Here is a 25,512-nt window from a genome sequence, read left to right as displayed (position 1 = left end):
AGAACCTTATCAGACCATGCACCTCTGGTTCACTACGACGACGAGATTAAAGATCATGGTCTAACTCCTTTGGAACCAAGCGTAGTCAGCTTGATCCCCGGTGACAACAAGGAAAGCTGCCGTTCCTGTGAGGTGGCGCGTTGGACGTTTTTGACGGTTCGAAGACAGAGATGCGACGCCGACGAGGTTCTCAATCGTCAGGCAAGAACCGTATATATCATTGTCCACGAGCCGGAAACTGGACCATGGGCGCAAAGCGAAGACGGCCTGCACCCATGGTCTGTGCCGTTTACTCTGCGGCCCGAAGGGGTGGACGACCCGTTGGGGCGGCGTCCTCTTCGGATGGCTCGACCGATGTGTCTGCGGCTTTTGTTTTGGTCGACGCGGCCGGGGCCGCCATTGGACCGTCATCTTCGCCGCCCGCACCGGCGGCTTCTGACGCCGTTTCCCAGAGGATCATCGGATCATATGTGTGGTTTGCGGCGCGGGCCAGAGACCAGTCCTGCGCCCGGCGGCTCATCGTATTCGCGCCCAAACGTCCAAGCGCTCGCCCGCTCCACATCGCAATCGTTCCCGACCAAACCCTGAGGGCCAGGAGTGACGGTGTGAAGACCAGGGTTAGCACGGTTGCAACAGCAAGGCCGAAGACCACGGCTGTCGCGAGTTGCTTCCACCAGAGCGCCGTCGGGCTATCGATCGTATAGCCGCCAGCACCGAAATCGAGGCTAACGCCAAACATCATCGGCGTTAGACCCGCTATGGTGGTGATCGTGGTCAACAGAACCGGACGAATCCGAGCCTCGGCCGTCCGTATGATTGCCTCAAGACGCGGCATGTAACGGGCATACTCCTGATAGGTATCGATCAGAACGATATTGTTGTTCACCACGATCCCGGCCAAGGCGACGATCCCAGTCCCGGTCATGATGATCGAGAAGGTTTGATCCCGGATCAACATGCCGATCAAGACACCGGTTGTGGCCAAAACCACGGCCATCAAAACCAGCACAGCGTTATAGACCGAGTTGAACTGCGCCAGAAGGATGATGAACATCAGGCCAAGGGCCCCCAGGAAGGCCTGCGCTAGGAACGCTTGACTTTCCTGTTGCTCTTCCTGGTCGCCGGCCCATTCCCAGTTGACGGAGTTCGGGAAGGGGGCCTCTGCTTCGAGCCACTCGGTGATCTCTGCGATCCGCTCGTTGGCGTTCACAGGTGTCAGGGAAAGATCGCCGGTCTCAACCCCGTTAATCACATCAGCAGCGGCCACATCGGCAGAAAGAACAAAAATCCGATACCCTGTCCCATCGGAACCCGTCAGCTCCGCGCTCGCGCCCTCCGGTACAGCTTGGATGAGGCCTAAGGTATCGCCATCCGCTGTATCAACACGAGAAAGACCCGTCAGCACATCGGCCTTCACGTCGAAGACCCGGCTTTGGTCGATGCGCTCAATCGTGGCCAGTTGCGGCGTCGGCTCATAGGTGACGAAATTCGACAGCGGGATGAGCCCGTCTGAGGTCCGGACACGGAGTGTGTCGAGGGTCGACAGCACGCGCGCTTCATCAGGGAAGCGCACCCGAATATCGATCTCTTCATCCGAAGTTGGCACACGCATCGTGTCGAGCAGGATGCCACGGGTGATCAGCTGCACCATCGCGCCGACGGTGGCGACATCGGCACCGTAGCGGCCCGCCGCCTCAACATCGACATTGATCTGCCAATCGATGCCGGGGAGCGGCAGACTGTCTTCCACAAGGGTCAGTCCGGGCAGGTCCTCGAAATACGCCCGGGCGATCCGGGTGGCGTCTTGCAACTCATCCCAGTCATCGCCGGACAGGCGAAGACTGACCGGCTTGCCATCGGCAGGGCCCTGCGCCTGCTCAAAGATTTCCGTTTCGATACCTGGGATCCGGTCCAACTCGACCTGTAATCGATCGAGGATCACATTGCCGTCTTCCCGGGTACCCCACGGTTCGAGGTCCATCTGCACCTGACCAATGGTATCGGCAGGGGCGGCGGCGCCGCCAGTGTTGTTGTTCAACCCGCCATCGCCGGAGAAAGCGAAGACATCACGCACACCTTCTGCCTCCAACACGATCTCTTCGACTTGGGCCACAAGCGCGTCCATCTCGCCGACCGACAGGTTGCCGCGCGCTCTAACATAGACGACCGCGTTCTCCGGCTCTGTTTCAACGAAGAATTCCACGCCGTTTCCGTTTTCATTGTAGTATAAAAACACACCGACCACGAACGCTCCGACCAGGACGATCATGACCAAGGGCATAAATGGATTGCCGACGATGGCGTGGATGAACGATCCAAAGAGTGTTCGGCGATACCCGGCCTGAACCGGGCGTGGTGCGCGGGTGATCTGTATCGATCCGATGAAGACCGACATCAACGCCGAGGCGAGCACGAACAAGACCGCACCCGGAAGCATCGCGATGAGGGCCGATGTATCGGGATCTTGCTCAATGAGAATGCCCGGATTGATCGTGATCATCGCGGCCATAAACATGCCGTACCCGACCGCAATGGTCACGGCGAGGCGCACGGCATACCAAGGGATCAAAGCGGAAACCAAGGCAGTCCCGCGCTCAACAACACGTGTGAACCGCGCCGCCACACCGCCCAGAACCGGCAGGTAGATCAGTGCCACAATCAGAGAGGCCGAGAGCACGAAGATCAGCGTAACCGGCAACATCCCCATGAACTCGCCTGGGACACCGGGCCAGAACAGCATTGGCAGGAAGGCGCACAGCGTCGTCGCGGTGGACGACACGATCGGCCAGAACATACGCTTGGCCGCATCGGTATAGGCTTGCATCGGGCGCGCGCCGGCATTTAGCCGTTTATCGGCATATTCCACGACCACAATCGCGCCATCGACCAGCACGCCCACAGCAAGGATCAAGCCGAACATCACGATATTCGAAATCGCGATCCCCATGATCCCAAGCAGGATAAAGCAGAGCAGGAACGAGGTCGGGATCGCAAATCCGACCAAAAGCGCCGAACGTGTGCCAAGTGCTGCCAGAACCACGATCATCACCAGCGCGATGGCGGTCAGGACCGAACCTTCCAGCTGGCGCACCATGCTGCCGACGGTCACGGATTGATCGAGTGTCGCCGAGACCCGCACCGAGTCTTGCAGCTCAATCGGCCAGGATGCGCGCACGGCTTCCACCTCTGCACGGACCAACGCGGCGGTGTCGATGATATTGAAGCCCTGGCGCTTGACCACTTGCAGCGCAACGGTCGTTTCGCCATTGAACCGGGCCGTGCCGGCGCGATCTTCGAAGGTCAACCGAATATCGGCCAACTCGCCAAGCGTGACGACCCGATCGCCATTCACCGAAATCGGCAGGTCATAGACATCCTCGACGCCATCGAAACTCGCCGGAATTTTAACGGAGATCGCCCCGGACTCGGTTTCCACCTCGCCTGCGGCAATCAACTGGTTGTTGTTGACCACGGCGTTGATCAGATCGGCGGCGGTGACGTTGTAGGCCTCGAGCGCCAGCGGATCGATGATGACCTCCAGCATCTCTTGCCGATCACCGGCCAAGCCAGCCTCTAGGATCGGCGAGAGCGCTTCCAACCGATCCTGCATCTCATTGGCCAGTCGCAGCAAGGTCCGTTCGGGCGCGTCCCCCGAAAGCGCCACGATGATGATCGGGAATTCGGAGAAGTTGATCTCAGAGATCTGCCAATTCTCCGATCCAGCGGGGAATTCGCCCTCGGCGCGCCCCATCGCGTCGCGCACATCGGCGATGGTCGCGGATTTGTCCCAGCCAAATTCAAATTCCAGGAAAATCCCGGCAAACCCTTCAGACGCTGTCGCGTTGATCGAGTCCAACCCATCAAGATCCTGGAATTCCGCCTCCATCGGGCGAATTAGAAGCCGCTCGCTATCTTCCGCCGAAATGCCGGGGAAGGGGACCGAGACGAAGAGGCCCGGAATGTCGATATCCGGTTCGCCCTCTTTCGGAAGGCCAACATAAGCCGCGGTCCCGACGGTCAGGGAGAGGACCACAAAGGCAATCACCATTCGGGCGCGCGAGGCGGCCCAATCGACAAGGCCTGTCATTGGGTGAGCTCCTCATATGTCACCTCGACGGCGACGCCATCGGTGACGAATTCCTGGCCGACGGTGATGACATCCACCTGATCCGGCAATCCGGTCAACAACACGCCACGTGCCGTGTCGCGTAACATCGTAACCGGCATGAACAGTGCTTCGGTCTCTTCGGTCACAACACGAACGCCGAGCGCACCGGCGTCGTTCAATGTCAGGGCCGAAGACGGCAGCAAATGGGCCGGGATACCGTCGGTCGAAATCAGAATATCAGCAGTTTGGCCGTCTCGGATGGCCAGGTCAGCATTGTCCACCTCGATTTCCACACGAAATGTCCGGGTCTGCAGATCGGCGGACCGGGACAGGAAAATCACCTCACCTTGGACTTCCCGTCCACTGGCCAGACGCGCGCCAGCCGGCGCACCGATTTCGACGCGGTCCACCTGGGCTTCGGGCACAAAGCCGACCAGTTTGATCGGATCAAGCTGTATCACCGTGGCGCAAAGCGCGCCGGGTTGCATCAGCGACCCCAACTCGGCCGTATCGCTTTCCAGCAGGCCTTCGAAAGGTGCGCGAATCTGCAGCCGTGAGATTTCTTCGCGGGCTTGATCAACACCGGCCTCCGCCGAGCGGATGCCACTGCGCGCGGCTTCCACACCGGCTTCTGCCGATTGAATGGCAGCAACGGCCGCCGACACGGTGGCGGCCGTGGTTGCCGCGCGGGTCTCCGATGCAAAGCCACTTTCGCTCAACCGAGAGGCCGCATTGTTGTCGATCTCAGCCGCCGTCAACTGCGCTCGGGATTCGGCGAGGCGGGCTTCGGACTCCGGTAGGCGCGATTGCGCCTCGGCGAGCCGCGCTTCGGCTTCGGCCAAGGCGGCGCCGCGCGTGCCCATATCGATCTCGCACATCAATTGCCCGGCCTCGACGAAGGCACCGGCGCGGATTGGTGGCGAAATGATCAACCCCGATGTCTCGGACTGCACATTGACTTGACGAAGCGCCTCCGTCCGTCCGCGCAGGCGCACGGCGTTTTCGGCGATCGCGGATTCGCTGCGCCGGGCCACCACATGCACGACATGCGCGCCCGTTTCATCAGGCGCGATTTCAAGGGTTTCGGCGTCCTCCGCCATGTCGCCGGTCGCCGCATCTTCCGCAGGATCAGCAGAGAAACCGGCTGCAAATTCAACCAACCTATCGCGTTCCAAAATGACCATATAGAGGACCGCGCAGACAATAACTGCGGTCACAATCGGAAATATCTTCATCAAAGCCTCGCTTGCCTGCTGCCGACAGGCGATATCCTGTTCGCGGCGATCTAAAGTGCACTACGCTAAACCGCTCCGTTTAGATTAGTTATTTCCGGGGCTCGGTGCAAGATTGAACGAACCAGTTCAGCAAGGATTGGAAACACTCCTGCCATATGGATGCCAAAGGGCCAGAATGAGGCAATCCGCATGCGCCGCCCCTTGTTCACCCCGGTTGCTTCGCGGTAAGAGGGCACAAGCGGTCAATTCCGCCCCAAAGCGGCAAAAAATGAGGCGTCTTTTATGGCCAATACGGACAGTTTCATCGACGAGGTCAGCGAAGAAGTCCGCCGTGAGCGGCTGTTCCGTATTCTCAAAAAATGGGGCTGGGTCGCCGCCCTGGCGATTTTGATTTTGGTCGGCGGTGCTGCTTGGAATGAATACCGCAATGCGCAAGACACGCAGCGGGCGGAAGCCTTTGGCGATACGCTTCTGACGGCCTTTGACAATGATGATGCCGATGCGCGCCTCGCCGCGCTGGCCGAGGTGCCTGCGGAGACGCCAGAGGCGGAAATCGTGTTGGCCCTGTTGCAGGCGGGTGAAGAAGCGGGCGAGGGGGCTGAAGCGGCGGCGGCCCGGCTTCGCGCCTTGGCGGGTAACACCGATCTTGCCCGGCGTTATCGGGATTTGGCGCTGTTGAAAGCACAAATGCTGTCGCCGGAGGAACCGAGCATGGCCATGGCCACAATGGACCGTTTGGCACAGCCCGGCGCGCCCTATCGCGCCCTGGCGATGGAGCAGCAGGCTTATATCCGGTTCTCCGAAGGAGATGTCGACGCGGGGATCGATCTCTTGCGTCAGGCGCAAGACGACCCGCAAGCCACGCTACGCTTGCAACAACGCGCGATGCAGTTGATTGTGGCGCTGGAAGCAGGTGCCGTGTTGGCCGACCCGAGTGATGCCGTCGAAACGGCACCGGTCGAGGATGACAGCGCGCCAGCGATGGAAGAGGATACAAGCCCGTCGGATAATGAAAACGGCTCCGACGATGCGGTCGAAGATGCGGCCAGCCAGTGATCGGCAGAGACGACGGGTAAGAGGGGCAGACGGCAAGATGAGCACAGTCCGGATCGGAATTTTGGGGATCGGCCTGGTTACGGCGCTTGCGGCCTGTGACCGGGAAGTGGTTTTGGAAGGTGAGCGTTTCGGGACGCGGGAGCCGTTATCGGCCAGCTTGCCGGTGGAGGAGGGGGCCGAGGTCGAGACAGCGGCGTCTGACGAAATCGACGCGGCGCGGCCAATTACCCTTGCCGCCGTTGAAACAAATGCCGATTGGCCTCAACGCGGCGCGAATGTTCAGAATTTGCCGCCGCATGCCGCGCTTGCCTCAACGCCGGTCGAACTCTGGGCGACAAATATCGGCACGGGCAACAGCCGCCGGGCGCGGATAACGGCCGATCCGGTTGTCGCGGATAGCCGGATTTTCACACTGGATGCGCAGGCTGGCCTGCAGGCGACCTCCACGAGCGGCGCGCCGCTTTGGTCGGTTGATCTGACACCAGGGTTTGATCGCGGCGGCAATGTGTCTGGCGGGGCCTTGGCGGTCGCGGGGGATACTGTCTATGCGACCACGGCTTATGGCGAACTGGTTGCTCTGAACGTTGCCGATGGCGCGGTGCAGTGGCGGCAGCGTCTTGGCGCGGGGATCACCACGCCAACAATTGATAACAACACGGCCTATATCGTGAGCCGCGACAGCCAGGCCTGGGCGATCAATACCGAGAATGGACGCATCCGCTGGCAATTGCCCGCTGCGCCGACGGGAGCGGTTTTGACAGGCGGTGCCGCCCCCGCGATCACCGACCGTTTGGTTGTGTTCCCGTTTGGCTCTGGTGAGTTGGTCGCCACCCTTCGGCTGTCCGGTGTGCGGGTCTGGGGAACGACTGTTGCAGGGTCTCGGCGCGGCGTGGCCTATAACAACCTGAACGACATCACCGGCGATCCCGTGGTCCAGGGCGATGTCATCTATGCCGGCAATCAGTCGGGCCGGGTGGTTGCCCTCGAAGCTGCTTCGGGGAACCGGATTTGGACCGCAACCGATGGCGCCTATTCACCGGTTATGCCAGCCGGCGACAGCATTTTCTTCGTGTCCGATCGAAACGAACTGATACGGGTCGATGCCGAGACCGGAGAGCGGATCTGGGGCGTGGAACTGCCGCTTTATGTGCGCGAGCGCGAACGGCGGCGGAAGGCCGTGTTCACCCATTTCGGACCGGTGCTCGCCGGCGGGCAATTGGTTGTGGCGTCGGGTGACGGCATAATCAGGATGTTCTCGCCCGAGACAGGGGACTTGTTGTCAACCTTACCGCTCCGTGGCGGGGCGGCGGCTAATCCTGTGGTCGCCGGAGGCACGCTTTATGTTGTCAGTGAAGACGGGCGGCTGCACGCCTATCGCTGATCTTCGGATTTGTGCGGGAGTCGGGCGGCGCAGCGTCTCACGCCCCCCGCGATGCGGGGAACCCTCGACCGCCACACGTTGCCACGGGTCTGCAGACCGGGCCGTACCCCAGATAAAATGATAGATTAGCGCCACTGTCTTCAGAGCCGCTTTTCGCTAATATTAATATCCTCGCGCGGCGTTAACCTTTTGGTAACTTGTTTCGCACGAAGGTTCTTTTGCAGGGGTGCTCCAGCCCCGCAACATGAAAATCCCTTTGCCTGCTTCGTCCCCCAGGGCCGTGGGCAAAGGGTATCTTCGCTTTATCTATTCCCACTCAATGGTGCCCGGCGGCTTTGACGTGATGTCATAGGTCACCCGATTGATGCCGGGGACTTCATTGATGATCCGGGTCGCGGTCTCGCCGAGGAATTCATGGCTAAACGGATAGTAATCCGCTGTCATGCCATCAACCGAGGTCACCGCGCGAAGGGCGCAGGCGTAATCATAGGTCCGCCCGTCGCCCATCACACCCACAGTTCGGACGGGTAAGATCGCGACAAAGGCCTGCCAGATTTCGTCATAGAGACCGTGGCGGCGGATTTGATCGATATAGACCGCATCGGCCTTCCGCAGGATATCGAGCTTCGCCCGGGTGATCTCTCCGGGGCAGCGGATGGCGAGACCGGGGCCAGGGAACGGATGGCGACCGATGAAGCTGGCGGGCAAGCCCAACTCGTGGCCGAGCGCGCGCACCTCATCCTTGAACAGCTCACGCAAGGGCTCGACAAGTTTCAGGCCCATCTTTTCGGGCAGGCCACCCACATTGTGGTGCGACTTAATCGTCACCGAGGGGCCACCGGAGAAGCTCACCGATTCAATCACATCCGGGTAGAGCGTTCCTTGGGCTAGAAACTCTGCGCCCTCGATCTGATCGGCGTATTTTTGGAACACATCGATGAAGAGACCGCCGATGATTTTGCGCTTGGTCTCTGGGTCGCTCACGCCCTCGAGTTTATCCAGGAACAGCGCGCTTTCATCCGCATGGATCAGCGGCAGGTTGTAGTGATCGCGGAACATGCCCACGACCTCATCGGCCTCGTTCTGGCGCAACAGCCCGTGATCGACAAAGACGCAGGTGAGTTGATCGCCGATTGCTTCATGGATCAACACGGCAGCGACGCTGGAATCGACCCCACCCGACAGCGCGCAGATCACCTGTTTGTCGCCCACCTGATCCCGGATTTTGCGGATCGCTTCCTCGCGATAAGCGCCCATGGTCCAGTCGCCGGAGAACCCGGCCAGTTTCACAAAGTTCTCGTAGAGGGTTTTGCCATTGGGCGTGTGATGCACTTCGGGGTGGAACTGCACGGCAAAGAAATTGCGCGAGAGATCGGCGGTGATCGCATAGGGCGCGTTGGGCGAGGTGCCATAAACCTCAAAGCCGGGCGCGATGGCGGAGACATGGTCGCCATGGCTCATCCAAACCTGTTCCTTGGCATCCAGGAACCAGCCATTGAGCAGATCAATGCGCTCCGCCTCAGGTGTCACATAGGCGCGCCCGAACTCGGCCGTGCCATGGCCGCGTTCGACTTTGCCGCCCAGCATCTGCATCATCACCTGCTGACCATAACAAATGCCGAGGACTGGCACGCCCATCTCAAACAAAGCCTCGGGCGGGCGTGGCGAGCCTTCATCGATCACACTGCAGGGGCCACCGGACAGGATCACGGCTTTCGGCGCGAAGGCGTCCAGAAAAGCGTCGGTCACAGCCTGAAACGGGTGGATCTCGCAATATACATTCAGCTCACGCAGACGGCGGGCGATGAGTTGCGTGACTTGGCTGCCGAAATCGATAATCAGCAGACGCTCATGATGGCGGGATTGGGGTGTGCTGCTCATGGAACGGCAATAGGCAAGCATCGGCGCGCGTGCAAGCCCGGCGATGTCGCTTTCCCCCGCAATCGCCGCAATCCGGCTGTGCTGTCCTGAAACGGCGCGATAAACCTGACACCAAGCAGATTTTCGGGGAGAGAACCGATGGCCGAAGCACGGCGGAGAACACGGGGAGGCGGCGGGGCCGCGCGGCGGGCCGAACGGACGGCGGTTCGGATCGAGGCGGCGCGCTATATCGAACGGAATATCCCCGATCTCGAGGTGCTCAGCGACGAAGCGCTCGAAATCATCGAAGCAAATGCGGAGACCGTCTTAGAAGAGATTGGCGTTGCCTTTGTGGAAAACCCCGGCGCGTTGGAGCGTTGGCGCGCGGCGGGCGCGACTGTTGATGGCGAACGGGTGCGCATCCCCAAGGGCCTCGCTCGCGAGCTATGTGCCACAGCGCCGTCGCAATTCACGCAGATCGCGCGGAACCCAGATCGAAATGTCGAGATTGGCGGTCGGAATCTGGTTTTGGCCCCGGTCTATGGCCCGCCCTTCGTGCGCGACAGTGCGGGCGGGCGGCGCTATGCGACCATGGCGGATTTCGAGAAATTCGTGAAGCTCGGCTATATGTCGAAATGGTTGCACCACTCTGGCGGTACCGTTTGCGAGCCGACAGATGTGCCCGTGAACAAGCGCCATCTCGATATGCTCTATGCCCATATGTCGCTGAGCGACAAACCGTTCATGGGTTCGGTGACCGACCCAGACCGGGCGCGGGACTCGGTTGAAATGTGCCGCATACTCTTCGGTGCGGATGTCGTTGAGCAGAACGCGGTGATGACCTCGCTGATCAATATCAACTCGCCGCTGACATTTGACAATGTGATGATGGGCGCGCTTGAGGAATATGCCGCCGCCGGACAGGCATGCATCATCTCGCCCTTCATCGTTGGGGGTGCCATGGCGCCGGTGAGCGTGATGGGCACGTTGACGCAAGTCTTGGCCGAGGTGCTGGCCGGCGTGGCCTATAGCCAATTGATCCGGCCCGGCGCACCGGCAATCTTTGGCGCTTTTGTGACCTCAATCGACATGAATTCCGGAGCCCCGACTTTTGGCACGCCCGAGGCCAGCCAGATCACCTATGGGGCCGGCCAACTGGCTCGGCGGCTTGGGTTGCCCTATCGGTCGGCTGGGTCATTTAACGGTTCGAAATTGCCTGATGCGCAGGCGGCCTATGAAACGGCCAACTCCTTGAATGCCGGGCTTCTTTCCGGTGTGAACTTCATGCTCCATTCCTGCGGATGGCTCGAAGGGGGTTGGTTTCGAGTTTCGAGAAGTTTGTGATGGATGCCGATCAACTGGGCGTGTTGCACAAGCTGGCGGCGGGTGTCGATACATCTGAAGACGCGCAAGCCATGGATGCGATCCGTGAAGTGGGGCCGGGCGGGCACTACCTCGGCTGCGCCCACACCCAGGCCCATTTCAAAGACGCGTTTTGGCGCAGCGATCTGTTGGATTACAAACCGTTCGAAACTTGGGCGGATGAAGGGGAGCGCGACACAATGCAATTGGCCGCGCTCCGCGTCGAGAAGCTCCTAGCGGAATACCAACAGCCGATGTTAGACCCGGCCGTTGATGAGGCGCTGAAAGCCTATATCGCGAAGCGCAAAGACGAGATGCCGGACGCCTTCGTCTAGGTGCTACCTAGGCTAAGTCGGCGTAGCCGCGAGATGTCGTGTTGGCGTGGCGGCGCTTACAAGCACGGTCAAAACCTCCACGTGGCGGGTTGGAGAATATCCGGCCTCCCCGGTGATCCGTGCCGTGTTCAACGCCTCTTCTTCTTCCAGCAGACGGTTCAGAGACGGTTGGTTTGATCCGTCGGATTTACGGCTCCTCCCGGCCATCACCGCGGCACCGAATCTTGCCGCGCGCACCAGGAGCGGCGGACGACGCATCATCGACAAAGTGGCAGCTAGTTCGGTCATCAGACCCTCCATCCCTTATGATCATGAGAGGGAGATTTTGTCTTGGCCGGGTCGTGTGTTGCGCATTTTTTGAAGCTGCGTACGGTCTGTCAAATATGTTTACAATTTGAAAACAATTCATAGCTTTTCCACAGATTTTAACGCTTCCGTAATCAATAAAGCCAAGGTTTGGCGCTGTTATCCACAGCTTGCAAACCGGAGGGCGCCTCCTCGTGACCTCTCAGAAAGACCACATCAGTGACCTCTGTCTGCCGTCTTGGCTGCCAGCAGGGCCGGAGCACTATTTGCGCCATGTTGCGCTTGGCCAATCCATGCGCGGGATTGCCCGGGCCCATAATGCGCATCCGTCCACGATCTTGCGCCGGATCCGACACATGGAGACGGCCCGCGACGATCCGCTGATCGACGAGGCGCTGACAGCCCTCTCGGCGACATCTCGAACCAGTACCGATTTGACTGACTTGCCCAAGGAGCCTTCACATATGACAGCCCCCTACCGGTCCCCTCTGGTATCCGATGAACCGACGATCAACCGGGAGGCGCGCCGGATCTTGCGCCGCCTATGCGAGAAGGAGGCCGTTTTGGTCGTTGCGCAAGATATGGACAAGGCCGTGGTCTTGCGCACGGGGCATGACGGCACTCAGACTCGGACCGCCGTGGTGGAGCGCACCGTTGCGCAGGCCTTTGCATTGAAGGATTGGATTTCCACGACCCGACGCGGTCGGGTCAGCACCTATCAGATCACTGCGATGGGAAAGTCCGCCCTGAAACGTCTGATCGACGAAGATCGCCGCCGTCGCCATGCGGGGATGGAATTGGCCGAAGCCGCGACACCCTTCCAGGCGCAGCATCAGGTCTGGGGGGAGCGGACTGTTGGAGAGGGTGGCGCGTCTCGAAAACTCCGCGTCAACCTAGCGGAATCGCCGTTGGCCGGGGTGGCACGGCGCAAGGGGGCGGACGGGAAACCATTCTTGACGATGGATTTGGTTCAAGCCGGGGAGAAGCTTCGCGAAGATTTTGAGCGGGCGCAGATGGGCCCACGTGTTGCACAGAATTGGGACCGGTTTTTGACCGGCGGCGACCGTGGCGGGTTCTTGTCCGATAGCGGTTTGGCCGAGGGGCCACGCGCGGCCCGGCAACGGGTTTCGGATGCGATGGATGAGCTGGGGCCTGGGTTGTCCGATGTGGTGATGCGGGTCTGCTGCTTCCTGGAGGGATTGGAATCGGCTGAAAAGCGGCTTGGCTGGTCGGCGCGTTCCGGGAAGATCGTCTTGAAAATCGGCCTTCAACGCCTTTTGCAGCATTATGAGCGCCGATATGGATTCGTTCCAGCCAGCCGCGACTGACGACACCGCGATAAACGCCCCTTCGACCGAATTGCCCGGTGAATTCATCCTGTCCGTGTGTAGGTCAAGACCTGCCCACAGGCAGGGTGGTTACGCAGGTTTCGCAAACTCGGAAGACAAACATGTTTTCTAGCATTTTTGCGGAAATTCTAATCTGCAAGTAAATGACATCTCAACTGAATCGCCTTATGGTTGTATTGCGCGGTGGTGTGTGTCTGCCGGCGGATGATTAACCAGCACCGTTTTTGAGGGAAGCCCCCGACGACCTGTTTTGCACCGCGTCGCCAGCTAAAATCCCTCCTAGACGTTCGGTCGTCGGGGACCAGCGCCCGCCGAGAGGTGGAGCTGAACAGATTTGCGGCAACGACCATGTACGATTTCTTTCGGATCTGACCGAAAACAAACCCGTCAATCCTCATAAAGCAGCTTCTGCCGTATCAGCTTTGCGTCTGATGCAGGCCGCCTGTGCCAGATTGACAGGTTACATTGCGGCATATCGGGGTTATTTAATGTTAAACCATTCCGTGACGGAGACCCCGATGCGCGACCTGAAAATTCCTGAGCAGCGCCATCCCGAGAAGGCGCGGCGCCCCGATAACCCGCAACCGAAGAAGCCGAATTGGATTCGGGTGAAGGCCCCGGTGGGCGAGGGATATAAGCAAACCCATAAGATCATGCGCGAGCACAAGCTGACGACAGTCTGCGAAGAAGCGGGCTGTCCGAATGTTGGCGAATGCTGGTCGCAAGGCCACGCCACGATGATGATCATGGGCGAGGTCTGCACCCGGGCCTGCACCTTCTGCAACATCGCCACGGGCAAGCCGCCGGAAGACTTGGATGTGTTTGAGCCGGGCCGGGTGGCCGACGCGGTCAAGAAGCTCGGGCTGAACCATGTTGTTATCACCTCGGTCGATCGTGACGATATCGAAGATGGCGGGGCGGAGCATTTCGCCCAAACGATCCGCGCCATTCGCCGCCAGGCGCCCGGCACCACGATCGAGATTCTGACGCCAGACTTCCTGCGCTGTGATCCTGCGGTGCTGGAGGTGGTCGTGGCCGCCAAGCCGGATGTGTTCAACCACAACCTCGAGACCGTGCCTGGTCTCTATCCGGAGGTCCGGCCCGGCGCGCGCTATTTCCATTCGCTGCGGCTGTTGCAGCGGGTCAAGGAGCTCGACCCGTCGATGTTCACCAAATCTGGCATCATGGTTGGCTTGGGCGAAGACAAACAGGCTGTGATGCAGGTGATGGAAGATATGCGCGCCGCGGATATCGATTTTCTGACTATTGGGCAGTATCTGCAGCCGACGCCGAAACACCACGCGGTGGACCGCTTTGTGACGCCGGAAGAGTTCAAAGCCTATGAAAAAGCCGCTTATGGCAAAGGCTTTTTGATGGTCTCGGCCACGCCGCTCACCCGGTCATCTTACCATGCGGGCGATGATTTCACGCAATTGCGCGCGGCGCGCGAGGCGACTTTGGCGAAAGCTTAGGAGGTTCACCGGCGCCGCGCTTCGGATTAGATGAATCGCACCTTGCCGATATAGGGCAGGTTGCGATTGCGTTGCGCGTAATCAATGCCATAGCCCACGACAAATTCATCCGGGATTTCAAACCCGGTCCAATTGGCTTTGATGTCGACTTCGCGCCGGGTCGGCTTGTCGAGCAGGGCGATGGTTTTAAGCGTGCGCGGCTCGCGAGAGGCCAGCAATGTCGTCACATGGTTCAACGTGTGGCCGGTATCGACGATATCTTCGACCACCAGCACATCGCGGCCACCAATCTCCCCACGCAGGTCTTTCAATATTCGAACCTCACGTGAACTTTCCGTGCTGTTCCCATAGGAGGACGCTTCCAGAAAGTCGATTTCGACTGGCAAATCCAGCTCGCGGACCAGATCGGCGATAAAGACAAAGCTGCCCCTAAGAAGTCCGACAAGGATCAGTTTGTCGGTCCCGGCAAACTCCGCCTCGATCTCGCGCGCCAAGTCTTCGATCCGCGCCGCAATCGCCTTGGCCGAGATCATCATGTCGATTTCATAGGCCCGCTGCGCCATTCTGCCCCCGCCTCATGGCTTGATTTCTGCGCCGAACTCTACGACATGACGCCGACGAAAAGAAAGTTAAAAGCCACAGATGCCAAGCCATTCCGAGATCCGCCAACTGCCCTATAGCGCCGATCAGATGTATGCGTTGGTGGCCGATGTGGCCAAGTATCCAGAGTTCATCCCCTGGACAACGGCGGCCCGTATCCGATCCGTTTCACCGCTGACCGATGGCACGGGCGAGGTGATGCTCGCCGATTTGGTGGTTGGCTTTAAGATGTTCCGCGAACGGTTTGGCTCCAAGGTCACGCTGAGGCCCGAGATTCGCCGGATCGATACCGAATATATCGACGGCCCGTTTAAGCACATGATGTCTTGCTGGCGCTTCGCCGACTCTGATGGCGGCTGCGAGGTGCATTTTGAGGTCGATTTCGAGTTTAAGAACCGGCTGCTCCAAGGCGCGGCAGGGATGTTTTTCCATGAAGCGATGACTCGAATCGTACGCGCATTTGAGACCCGCGCGGCTGAGATTTACGGGGCTGAATGATCGCGAGTCGCGGCCTCGAGAACAAGGGCGAGCGCATGGGTCACGCTCGCGGCACGCACTTCGGCGCGACCCAAAGCCCCGAAGTCGACCTGTTCGGTTGTGACACTGGTGCTCGTCGCCAAACCAAAGCAGACGCGCCCTTCGGGCTTATGGTCTGAGCCGCCGGGCCCGGCGATGCCCGTGACTGAAATCGCTACATCGGCGCTGGACCGCGCCAATGCGCCGGTCGCCATCTCGGCCGCCACCTGCTCCGAAACGGCACCGAAGCGATCGAGCGTGCCAGGGCGCACCCCCAACATCTCGATCTTCGCGCGATTGGTATAGGTGACAAATCCCCGGTCCAGAACGGCCGACGAGCCGGCGATATCGGTGATCGCGCCCGCGATCAGCCCGCCGGTGCAGCTTTCGGCGGTGGCCAGCATCCACCCGCGGGCCTTGAACGCTTGGAGGACCGCCTCCGCGCTCATATCAGCGCCAGGTGGGCCACCGCTGCCAGAACGGCGACCACCAGGGCCGACAGCCAACCTGCGATGACATCATCAAGCATCACGCCGGTCGGCCCCTCAAGGCCGTCTGCCCACCCAACCGGGCCGGGTTTGAGAATATCGAACAGCCGGAAGACCACGAAGGCGGTTAGAATCCCGGGCCAGAGCTGCAGCATATCGACATTCGCGAACATCGCCCCGAAGGAGACCGGCCAAAGCGCGATCCATTGGCCCGCAACTTCGTCAATCACGATCTCGGATGGATCTTGGTCTTCTTGGCCCACAATTTCTTGCTGCGTCGCCCACCAGCCCAGGCCGGTAACGATGATCGTGGATAAGAAGAAAAGCCAGAACCCACCTAAGAGATGAAGACCATAGGCCAGCGGAAGGGCGGCCAAGCTGCCCCAGGTGCCAGGGGCAGGGCGGAGATGGCCAATGCCAAAAACGGTCGCGATCATCCGGGTCATGTCGCCACCAAGGTTACGGTTGCCATGGCTGCAATTCCTTCTTCACGCCCGGTAAACCCGAGCCGTTCCGATGTGGTTGCTTGACCGACACCCGATCCAGATCCACGCGCAGGAGCCGCGCAAGTTCGGCCCGCATCTCCGCTGCATGAGGCCCGATCTTGGGCCGTTCGCAGATCAGGGTCAGATCGGCATGGGTCAGCGTGAAGCCCCGCTCGGCGGCGCGCTCGACCGCATGGGTCAGGAAAACATGGCTCGCCGCGCCCTTCCATTGCGGATCTAAAGGCGAGAAATGCGTGCCGATATCACCCTCGGCCAGCGCGCCATAGATCGCGTCGGTCACAGTGTGGAGCGCCACATCGGCATCGGAATGGCCTTGCAAGCCGCGTTCATGCGGCACAGCGATGCCGCAGAGCATGACGTGATCGCCCGGGCCGAACCGGTGCACATCGAAGCCATTGCCGGTGCGAATATCCATGGGTGGCGTCTCCATCATTTTCGCGGCGCGGGCGAAATCTTCGGGGCGGGTGAGCTTCAGGTTGGCCTCATCGCCGGGCGTGATCGCTACACGCAAGCCAGAAGCGCGCGCAACCTCCACATCATCGGCGGCCCCGCCCGGATGGGCGGCATGGGCGGCCAAAATGGCGGCGCGGTGAAAGCCTTGCGGGGTCTGGGCGCGCCAAAGCCCGGTGCGATCTTCGGTCCCGTCCACTTCGGTTGCGCCGCGCCAGAGCGCATCTGTCACCGCAAGGCCCGGCGCGGCCCCATCATGATCGACAAGGGCGATCAGCACGCCATCAATGACCGCCGCGCTGACCAGGGGCCGGGCCGCGTCATGGATCAGAACCAGATCATAGCCGGCGGCCGCGAGACCGGCCTGGACCGAGGCATCCCGAGTTGCACCGCCGAGCACATCGACGAGCGGCGTCTCGGTCTCTGGGCAGGCGGCCTCGAACAATGCGCCGTCATCCGCGTGTCTGACGACGATGATCTCTGCGACGGCAGGATGGCGATCAAAGGCGCGGATCGTCCGCGTTAGAACAGCTTCGCCGGACAACGCTTTGTATTGCTTCGGAATTTCTCCGCCAACCCGAGTGCCGCGCCCGGCCGCGACGATCACGGCGCTGGCAGTCGGTCGGGGAGGGTTCGAGGCGAGATCCGTCATGCAGGTCTGATAGGGCGAAAGCCTCTGCGATACAATATTCGTAACCACGCTGGCCAATCCTGCGGCGCAATGCCTAATTTTTAGGCAGGTATCGGCAAGCTATGGCAAAGCCGCAGTGTTTTCTTTGCCCTCGCGGCGAGGTCGCCCTATTTCAGAAGCTGATTGCACAAGGATTGAGCATTTGACCGTTTCCCTGGCAGGCCGGGCATTGTGCCCCCCGGTAATCTTGGCCCCTTTGGCCGGGATCACAGACCTGCCATTTCGCAATTTGGTCCAACGTTTTGGGGCCGGGCTTGTGGTCTCGGAAATGGTCGCGAGCCAAGAGATGGTCGAGGCAAAGGCCAGCGTTCGGGCGCGGGCCGAGCTTGGCTTTGGTCAGGCCAATACCGCCGTGCAACTGGCCGGTCGTGAGGCCTTTTGGATGGCGGAGGCGGCGCGGATTGCCGAGGGGCAGGGTGCGCAGATCATCGATATCAATATGGGATGCCCGGCCAAGAAAGTGGTGAATGGCTATTCCGGGTCCGCATTGATGCGCGATTTGGATCATGCGGTTGGGTTGATCGAGGCGGTGGTCGGTGCCGTCGAGGTTCCGGTCACGCTCAAAACCCGCTTGGGTTGGGACGATGAGTGTCTGAATGCGCCGGAACTGGCGCGGCGCGCCGAGGCCGCTGGCATTCAGATGATCACGATCCATGGTCGCACCCGGTGCCAGTTTTACAAAGGCGAGGCAGATTGGGCCGCAATCCGCGCGGTGAAAGATGCCGTCTCGATCCCGGTGATTGCCAATGGCGACATTCTGGACAGCGCCACGGCGCGGACGGCGCTGGCGGCCTCCGGGGCCGATGGCGTGATGGTGGGCCGTGGCGCGCAAGGACGACCTTGGCAATTGGCGCTGATCGGTGCTGAACTGTTTGGTAACGCCGCGCCAACGATCCCGCGGGGCGCGGATTTGGTTGATATGGTGCTTGGCCATTATGACGAAATGCTGCGGTTCTATGGCATTGATCTGGGCCTGCGCGTCGCACGAAAACATCTCGGTTGGTATATGGACGGGGTCGAGACATCGACCCCCTTGCGCCGGTCCATCTTGACGGCGCAGGACCCAAGCGATGTGATTGCGCGCTTGCCCGAGGTGATGCTGTCGGACCCCGCGAGGCAGGCCGCATGACCGCCTGGACCAATTCGCTTTGGGCATCCCTTCCGATCCCGGCTTTGATTTTGGACGCCGACGATCAGATCGGGGACGTGAACCCGGCCGCCGAAAGCTTTCTCAATACGTCGCGGAAGAACCTCAAGGGCCACCCGGTCTGGGACAAGATCTTTGTCGATGCGCCCTTGGAAGACGCCTTTGCGCGGGTCCGAAGCGGCCAGGCGCCGCTTTTTGTGAATACGGTCGATGTCGGAACCGGCAGCAAGAAGCCGGTTAATTGCGACGTACAAATCGCGCCTCTGGTTGACCGTCCGGATCATGTGCTGGTGCTTCTGGAAAGCCGCGAGCTGGCGGGGCGGCTTGACCGCGCGATGTCGTCGAAATCCGCGGCGAAATCGGCCATCGGCATGGCCGAGATGCTGGCCCATGAGATCAAGAATCCGCTGGCGGGGATAACCGGGGCCGCACAACTGATCTCGATGCACACGACCGGCGAAGACCGGGAATTGACCGATCTGATCGTGGCCGAGACGCGGCGTATCTTGAAGCTGCTCGACCAGGTGGAGGAGTTCGGCAACCTCAGTCCACCCAACCGCAGGCCCGTGAATATCCATGATGTGCTCGACCGGGCACGCAAATCGGCAATGGTTGGGTTCGCGGCGCATATGACGCTGGAAGATGAGTATGATCCGTCGCTTCCGCCGGCCTGGGCGGACCCGGACCAACTTCAGCAAGTCTTTCAGAACCTTCTTAAAAACGCGGCGCAAGCGTGCAAGTCTGGCGGCACGCTAAAACTGCGTAGCTTTTATGAACTGAGCCTGAAGGTTCGGCGTAAAGATGGCTCTGGCGGGGCCGTGCCCTTACAGATCGAGATTATTGATGACGGCCCAGGCATTCCGGAGGCCGTCGCTGCGGATATCTTTGAACCGTTCGTATCGGGCCGAGAAAACGGCACTGGGCTTGGCCTGGCTCTGGTCTCCAAAATCATTGCCGATCACGATGGCTGGATCGCGGTGGAGTCGGTTCCCGGCCGCACCGTGTTTCGCGTGTCCCTTCCCATTGCGCCGAAAGACAGCGCCCCATGACCCCCGCAGGAGAGTAACGAAATGGACGGCACCGTTCTTGTCGCCGATGATGATCGCACCATCCGCACCGTGTTGACGCAGGCGTTGACGCGCGCCGGGTGCAAGGTCCATGCGACGTCCAGCTTGATGACGCTCATGCGATGGGTCGACGAGGGCAAAGGCGATCTGGTGATCTCGGATGTGATGATGCCCGATGGCAATGGGTTGGACACGCTGCCGCAGATCACCGAGCAGCGGCCGGGCCTGCCGGTGATCATCATCTCGGCGCAGAACACAATCATGACTGCGATCCAGGCGACCGAGGCCGAGGCCTATGATTATCTGCCGAAACCCTTCGACTTGCCGGATCTGATGAAACGCGCGGCGCGCGCGTTGGACCAGAAGCGCCGCGCACCCGCGGCAAAGCCAGCCGAAGCGCCGACCGGCGGGCAAGACGACTTGCCTTTGGTCGGGCGGACGGCGGTGATGCAGGCGCTTTATCGGCTCGTCGCGCGCGTGATGAACACCGAATTGCCGGTCTTGATCACCGGCGAAAGCGGCACGGGCAAAAGCCTGATTGCCCGCGCGATCCATGATTTCTCAGACCGGCGAACCCTACCATTTGTCGTCGCGGCGGCGGCGGATCTCGAAGGCATGGATGGCCCGTCATCTATCTTGGCCAGGGCGCGCGGCGGGTCGATCTTGTTCGATGAAGTCGGCGATCTTAACGAAGAGGCACAGGCCAAGATCGTGCGCATGCTCGACGCGATGGGCGATGGCGCGCCGCGGGTGATGGCCACGAGCCAAAAAGACCTGATGGAGAAGATGGAGAGCGGCGCGTTTCGCCAAGATCTGTTCTATCGCCTCGGCGGCGTCACGATCACGGTGCCCAGTTTGCGGGAGCGGGTGGAGGATATTCCACTTCTGGTCACGCATTTCCTGACCCGGGCGGAACGAGAGGGCGGGCCGGTTCGTCGCCTGGCCCCGGATGCGGTGGATTTGGTGCGTGCTTATTCCTGGCCCGGAAATGTGCGGCAGCTTGAAAACTGCATTCGCCGATTGACGATCACGAGCCAAGCCGAAGAGATCACCAAAGCCGAGGTCGAGGCGGTTTTGGGCAACCAGCCCGCCATTGAGCCGCTCATGGGTGGCGGCGAGGGCGACAAGCTCTCAGCCTCGGTCGCCAAACATTTGCGGCGCTATTTCGATTTGCATGGTGGGGTCTTGCCGCCGCCCGGTCTCTACACCCGGATTTTGCGCGAGGTCGAGGCGCCGTTGATCGAGATTGCGCTGGAGGCGACCGGCGGAAATCAGGCGAAATGTGCCGATCTGCTCGGCATCAATCGCAATACGCTCAGAAAGAAGATCACTGACCTGGATATTCGCGTGACACGCCGCCGCAAGTTGATGTAAAACCGCAACAGTGCCGTGGCGAAAGGGAAACATCCGCGCCCGGGATTTCAAGGTTTAGCGGCGGGGCGATGTTTTGGCCCCAGATAAAGGGGGCTTGAGCGGTGCGGTTACCCGCGAATGGGGCGGCAAAATCCCCCATCACCAGGCTGTTAGACCTGCGCCAGCGCCGTCGGCTGCGCAGTGCGGGTACGCTTGGGTTGGTGATTTTGGGGCCCGTTCTAGCGCTCGCCACCTTCTTGGTTTTGGGCCCGTTGGGCGAGGTCGCCGATTCCCCCGCGCTACGCCTGATCCTTCTGGCCAATATGGTCTATATCTTGGTCGTCGCGGCGCTTGTCTCGCGCCAGGTCGCCCGGATGGTGGCTGCGCGCCGGGCACGCTCTGCCGGGTCACGGCTGCATTTGCGGCTGACCGGAGTTTTTGCACTGGTGGCCTTATCACCGACCATTCTGGTCGCAGTCTTTGCAACGATCACGGTGAATATGGGGCTTGAGGGGTGGTTCTCGGAGCGCGTGTCCTCCGCGCTTGGCAATTCTGTCGATGCGGCCGAAGCGTATCAGCAGGAACATCGGGATGACCTGGCCGCCGATGCGGTCGCGCTGGCCGCGTATCTGAACCTCAACCGGCAGGCGACGCCGTTCATGTCGGATGGCACATTGGGTCAGTTTCTGCGTCAGGGGCAATCGCGCATCCAGCGCGGGCTGCGCGAGGCCTTCATTGTCGATGGCGGCGGCGAATTAAGGGTGCGCGGCGAGCGCAGTTACCTGTTCGATTTTGAGCAGCCGAACCCGGATGATCTGGCCCGCGCGGCCGATGGCGAGTTGGTCATTATCGAAGACCGAACCGTCAATGAATTTCGCGCGCTTCTGCGACTTACCGCGTTTGTCGATCGCTATCTCTATGTGAGCCGTGAGGTCGACGGGCAGATCATTTCGCTTCTCGATGATACGCAACAGACCGTGCAGCTTTATCGCCAGTTGGAGAGTGAGCGGGGCCGGGTCTTGTTCGGATTTGGCCTGCTGTATCTGGGCTTTGCGTTGATTATCATTCTTGCGGCCATCTGGCTTGGGCTATGGTTCGCGGAGCGATTATCACGCCCCGTCGGGCGGCTAGCCAGCGCTGCGCAACGGGTTGGACAGGGCGATTTGGATGTCCGCGTGGTTGAGGAACGCGGCGACGATGAGATCGCGATGTTGGGGCGGCTGTTCAACCAGATGACCCGGCAGCTCAAGGGGCAGCGCGATACACTGGTTGAGCAGAATAGCGCAACCGAGGAAAGCCGCCGGTTGTTTGATAGCGTGCTGTCATCGGTCACCGCGGGTGTCATCGGACTCGACGCGCAAGGCCGGGTTGATTTCATGAATCGCTCGGCCCTGCGGCTCTTGGACATGGTAGAACAACGCGATCATGGGCTGACCCTGTCCATCGCGGTGCCGGAATTTGCTGATCTGTTACGCCGACTTCAAGACCGGGGTGGGGAGGCAATCCAAGAAGAAATCAAACTGGCCCGAGGCGGCAAACTTGAGAGCTTGCTGGTCAGAATGGCAACACGGCGCAACACCGACGGCGCGCTGGAAGGCTATGTGGTGGCCTTTGATGATGTGACCGATCTGGTCAGCGCGCAACGGATGGCGGCTTGGGGCGATGTCGCGCGACGGATCGCGCATGAGATCAAAAACCCGCTGACCCCGATCCAGCTCTCAGCAGAGCGGGTACGGCGGAAATTCGGCCCCAAACTGGGGAAGGATGCCGATGATCTTGAGCAATATACCGATGTTATTATTCGCCAAACCAATGACTTACGGCGCATTGTTGATGAATTCTCTAAATTCGCACGCATGCCGGAGCCGGAAACCCGCACCGAAGATGTCGCCAAACTGCTGCGCGACGCTGTGACCTTGCAGAACGCCGGTCAGCCCAATGTACGGTTTGAGGTCGAGATTCCGGGAGGCGCTTTCGTTGCGGAAGTCGATGCGACGATGATGGGTCAAGCCTTCACGAATTTGATGAAGAATGGCGGGGAAGCCACGGAAACATTTATAGAAAAAGGCGCACCCGAGGACTATCAACCGCGTTTGCGTGTGACACTGTCCGCCACCGAAGAAGAGCTGATGATAACCATCAGCGATAACGGCGTCGGCTTGCCACCGGACCGGGCAAAACTGTTCGAGCCTTATGTCACAACGCGTGACAAGGGCACCGGGCTCGGCCTGCCAATAGTGAAAAAGATTGTCGAAGAGCATGGCGGCGTTTTGGAGCTGCTGGACGCGGACCCCTTTGCCGAGGGCGCCCATCGTGGCGCCATGGCAAAGATCAGCCTGCCGCGTCATTTGGATAAAGAGGAAGAGGAATAATGTCTGATATTCTGGTTGTCGATGACGAGCGCGATATCCGCGAGTTGATCTGCGATATTCTCGAAGACGAGGGGTATTCCACCCGGATGGCCGCCAATTCCGATGAGTGTATGGCGGAGTTGAATGGCGAGCCGCCCGGCCTGATGGTGCTCGATATTTGGCTGAAAGACAGCAACATGGATGGGATCGACATTCTCAAACATGTGAAACGTGACAACCCGGATGTGCCGGTGGTGATTATCTCAGGCCATGGCAATATCGAGATCGCGGTCGCGGCAATCAAACAGGGCGCGTATGATTTCATCGAAAAGCCGTTCAATATCGACCAATTGATGGTCGTGATCCGCCGGGCGATGGAGACCTCGCGGCTGCGGCGGGAAAATTCCGCCTTGCGTCGTCAGGATGGCAAAGCGGCCGAGATGATCGGGCAGGGCGCCGCATTCAAAGCCCTTAAAGGTCAGCTTGATAAGGTCACCAAATCCAACGGTCGGGTGATGTTGGCCGGGCCAGCGGGCGCGGGCAAAGAAGTGGCCGCGCGCTATATCCACAGCGAGTCGAACCGGGCCGATGCGCCCTTCGTGACGGTCAGTTCCGCCTCGATCCAACCAGATCATATGGAAGAGGTCTTGTTTGGCCGCGAGTCCGGTGAACGCGGGGTGGAGCAGGGCCTGTTGGAACAGGCCCATGGCGGGGTGATCTATTTCGATGAAGTGGCCGATATGCCGCTTGGGACGCAGTCGAAAATCCTGCGCGTCTTGGTCGATCAAAGCTTCACCCGTGTCGGCGGGACAGCCAAAGTGCGTGTCGATCTGCGGGTGATTTCCTCAACAACCCGCGATCTGCAGAATGAGATCGACGCGGGCAATTTCCGCGAGGAGCTGTATCACCGGTTAAACGTCGTGCCGATCGACGTTCCAAGCTTGGAAGATCGGCGCGAGGATATCCCCTTGTTGGCAGAGTATTTTATAGCTCAGTTCAATGCGGATCAGGGGCTGCCGCTCCGCGATCTGGGCGAGGATGCGGAGGCGATGCTGCAGACCATGCGCTGGCCTGGGAATGTGCGGCAGCTGAAAAACGTGATCGAGCGAGTGCTGATCCTCGGCGATGGCACGGGACCGATCGAGGCACGCGATTTGCCGGGGCAGGGCGACGGGCCGACCGAAGAAGAGGATATCGCGCTGTCAGCCGGGTTGACGACTTTGCCGCTCCGCGAAGCGCGAGAGTTGTTTGAACGGCACTACCTGATGGCACAGATCAATCGGTTTGGCGGCAATATCTCTCGCACGGCCAGTTTCGTCGGCATGGAGCGGAGCGCGCTGCACCGGAAACTGAAATCGCTTGGCGTCGTGACAACCAACAAGTCGGGGGCGCGGGTCGCCCAAGTCGAAGAAAGCTAGCTCGGGTTCAGCACCAAGGCGCCGATGCCCTGCCGGTTGACCACACAGGTCTCGGAGGTCAGTGCCGGCATCACCGTGGACGCGGCCACCGGGCCGTCGAGGTTGCATACCGGCAGCGACAGAAGCGTATAACCCCGCCCGCCCATGCAGCCGACCACGGCACGCGCGCGCGGGTTGCGGTTGAGATCAACCGTATAGGTTTCACCACCCGTCCAATAGCCCGGCTCCAAAACGCAGTTTCCATTGCTGTCGCACACCTGGCGACCGGGGTGAAATACCCGGGGCGTGCGCCGGATGTCGCGCAAAACAGGATAGTCCTGCATCGCTTGGCGTTCGCAAATCGCAATGTCGCGGTCTCGCGTGGCGATGCTGACCCCTTCGGCATAATAGGTGTCGATTGCGAAGCAGCCTGAGAGCGCCAAGACCATACCAAAGCCAATCGCCAAACGCATCGTGTCACT

The 25,512-nt window shown here is 60.3% G+C and carries 18 protein-coding genes and 2 pseudogenes; 11 read left to right on the top strand and 9 right to left on the bottom strand.

Annotation, left to right across the window (positions count from 1 at the left end; genetic code table 11):
• Positions 1-289 precede the first annotated feature (289 nt).
• Positions 290-4,087: an efflux RND transporter permease subunit gene (locus QTA57_RS13865; RefSeq protein WP_290152025.1), complete on the bottom strand. Its 3,798-nt coding sequence runs from the start codon at positions 4,085-4,087 to the stop codon at positions 290-292.
• Entirely contained in the window at positions 4,084-5,325 is a 1,242-nt protein-coding gene (locus tag QTA57_RS13860; protein WP_330696688.1) for an efflux RND transporter periplasmic adaptor subunit, read from the bottom strand. Before QTA57_RS13860 ends, QTA57_RS13865 begins: the two co-directional genes overlap by 4 nt.
• A gap of 300 nt (positions 5,326-5,625) precedes the next feature.
• Here QTA57_RS13860 and QTA57_RS13855 point away from each other — a divergent pair, with 300 nt between their 5' ends.
• Together QTA57_RS13855 and QTA57_RS13850 are read left to right on the top strand one after the other, a co-directional pair.
• Positions 5,626-6,399 (top strand): hypothetical protein, encoded by a 774-nt coding sequence (locus QTA57_RS13855; RefSeq protein WP_290152023.1) that lies wholly within the window; start codon positions 5,626-5,628, stop codon positions 6,397-6,399.
• A gap of 37 nt (positions 6,400-6,436) precedes the next feature.
• Positions 6,437-7,780 (top strand): PQQ-like beta-propeller repeat protein, encoded by a 1,344-nt coding sequence (locus tag QTA57_RS13850; protein ID WP_290152022.1) that lies wholly within the window; start codon positions 6,437-6,439, stop codon positions 7,778-7,780.
• Between the two features lie 306 nt (positions 7,781-8,086).
• Here the strand turns inward: QTA57_RS13850 and guaA are convergent, their stop codons facing one another.
• Positions 8,087-9,661 carry a glutamine-hydrolyzing GMP synthase gene (gene guaA / locus QTA57_RS13845; RefSeq protein WP_290152021.1) on the bottom strand — a complete coding sequence of 525 codons (1,575 nt, stop codon included), beginning with the start codon at positions 9,659-9,661 and terminating at the stop codon, positions 8,087-8,089.
• A 138-nt stretch (positions 9,662-9,799) separates the two neighbouring features.
• Here guaA and QTA57_RS13840 point away from each other — a divergent pair.
• Positions 9,800-11,337, top strand: a pseudogene (locus tag QTA57_RS13840) (trimethylamine methyltransferase family protein).
• A gap of 12 nt (positions 11,338-11,349) precedes the next feature.
• Here the strand turns inward: QTA57_RS13840 and QTA57_RS13835 are convergent.
• Positions 11,350-11,625 (bottom strand): DUF6477 family protein, encoded by a 276-nt coding sequence (locus QTA57_RS13835; protein WP_290152019.1) that lies wholly within the window; start codon positions 11,623-11,625, stop codon positions 11,350-11,352.
• Positions 11,626-11,837: 212 nt separating this feature from the next.
• Here QTA57_RS13835 and QTA57_RS13830 point away from each other — a divergent pair, with 212 nt between their 5' ends.
• Together QTA57_RS13830 and lipA are read left to right on the top strand one after the other, a co-directional pair.
• Positions 11,838-12,971: a DUF6456 domain-containing protein gene (locus QTA57_RS13830; RefSeq protein WP_290152018.1), complete on the top strand. Its 1,134-nt coding sequence runs from the start codon at positions 11,838-11,840 to the stop codon at positions 12,969-12,971.
• Between the two features lie 539 nt (positions 12,972-13,510).
• Positions 13,511-14,464, top strand: a complete 954-nt coding sequence (lipA, locus tag QTA57_RS13825; protein WP_290152017.1) for a lipoyl synthase — start codon at positions 13,511-13,513, stop codon at positions 14,462-14,464.
• 26 nt (positions 14,465-14,490) lie between these two features.
• On the opposite strand, the gene hpt is transcribed toward lipA, so the two are convergent.
• The gene (gene hpt, locus QTA57_RS13820) at positions 14,491-15,027 is read right to left on the bottom strand and encodes a hypoxanthine phosphoribosyltransferase (RefSeq protein WP_290152016.1); all 537 of its coding nucleotides are present in this window, start codon (positions 15,025-15,027) and stop codon (positions 14,491-14,493) included.
• Positions 15,028-15,106: 79 nt separating this feature from the next.
• Between hpt and QTA57_RS13815 the strand changes: the two genes are divergently transcribed.
• The gene (locus QTA57_RS13815) at positions 15,107-15,562 is read left to right on the top strand and encodes a type II toxin-antitoxin system RatA family toxin (RefSeq protein WP_290152014.1); all 456 of its coding nucleotides are present in this window, start codon (positions 15,107-15,109) and stop codon (positions 15,560-15,562) included.
• Here QTA57_RS13815 and QTA57_RS13810 read toward each other — a convergent pair.
• The 3 genes and pseudogenes from QTA57_RS13810 to QTA57_RS13800 all read right to left on the bottom strand — a co-directional run bounded on the left by QTA57_RS13810 (position 15,547) and on the right by QTA57_RS13800 (position 17,676).
• Positions 15,547-16,029 carry a CinA family protein gene (locus QTA57_RS13810; protein ID WP_290152012.1) on the bottom strand — a complete coding sequence of 161 codons (483 nt, stop codon included), beginning with the start codon at positions 16,027-16,029 and terminating at the stop codon, positions 15,547-15,549. The two genes, QTA57_RS13815 and QTA57_RS13810, sit on opposite strands and share 16 nt — an antisense overlap.
• Positions 16,026-16,514: a phosphatidylglycerophosphatase A family protein gene (locus QTA57_RS13805; protein WP_171560715.1), complete on the bottom strand. Its 489-nt coding sequence runs from the start codon at positions 16,512-16,514 to the stop codon at positions 16,026-16,028. Before QTA57_RS13805 ends, QTA57_RS13810 begins: the two co-directional genes overlap by 4 nt.
• A pseudogene (locus tag QTA57_RS13800) lies at positions 16,511-17,676 on the bottom strand (bifunctional 2-C-methyl-D-erythritol 4-phosphate cytidylyltransferase/2-C-methyl-D-erythritol 2,4-cyclodiphosphate synthase). Before QTA57_RS13800 ends, QTA57_RS13805 begins: the two are co-directional and overlap by 4 nt.
• Positions 17,677-17,857: 181 nt before the next feature.
• Here QTA57_RS13800 and dusB point away from each other — a divergent pair.
• The 5 genes from dusB (at position 17,858) to ntrX (ending at position 25,051) form a co-directional block, all read left to right on the top strand.
• Entirely contained in the window at positions 17,858-18,844 is a 987-nt protein-coding gene (gene dusB / locus QTA57_RS13795) for a tRNA dihydrouridine synthase DusB (RefSeq protein WP_290152010.1), read from the top strand.
• On the top strand, positions 18,841-19,911 hold the full coding sequence (locus tag QTA57_RS13790; protein ID WP_290152009.1) for a two-component system sensor histidine kinase NtrB: 1,071 nt from the start codon (positions 18,841-18,843) through the stop codon (positions 19,909-19,911). The genes dusB and QTA57_RS13790 overlap by 4 nt, the downstream gene beginning before the upstream one ends.
• 21 nt (positions 19,912-19,932) lie before the next feature.
• Entirely contained in the window at positions 19,933-21,303 is a 1,371-nt protein-coding gene (locus QTA57_RS13785) for a response regulator (RefSeq protein WP_290152007.1), read from the top strand.
• Positions 21,304-21,404: 101 nt separating this feature from the next.
• Entirely contained in the window at positions 21,405-23,654 is a 2,250-nt protein-coding gene (locus QTA57_RS13780) for a sensor histidine kinase NtrY-like (RefSeq protein WP_290152005.1), read from the top strand.
• On the top strand, positions 23,654-25,051 hold the full coding sequence (gene ntrX, locus QTA57_RS13775; protein ID WP_171560702.1) for a nitrogen assimilation response regulator NtrX: 1,398 nt from the start codon (positions 23,654-23,656) through the stop codon (positions 25,049-25,051). Before QTA57_RS13780 ends, ntrX begins: the two co-directional genes overlap by 1 nt.
• On the opposite strand, the gene QTA57_RS13770 is transcribed toward ntrX, so the two are convergent.
• Entirely contained in the window at positions 25,048-25,503 is a 456-nt protein-coding gene (locus QTA57_RS13770; RefSeq protein WP_290152004.1) for a hypothetical protein, read from the bottom strand. The two genes, ntrX and QTA57_RS13770, sit on opposite strands and share 4 nt — an antisense overlap.
• Between the last annotated feature and the right edge of the window lie 9 nt (positions 25,504-25,512).

Origin of the sequence: Fontisubflavum oceani (assembly GCF_030407165.1) — a bacterium.
Lineage (GTDB): Bacteria > Pseudomonadota > Alphaproteobacteria > Rhodobacterales > Rhodobacteraceae > Rhodophyticola > Rhodophyticola oceani.
Note: the sequence above shows the minus strand (reverse complement) of the source record. Positions and strands in the feature narration are given on the sequence as shown.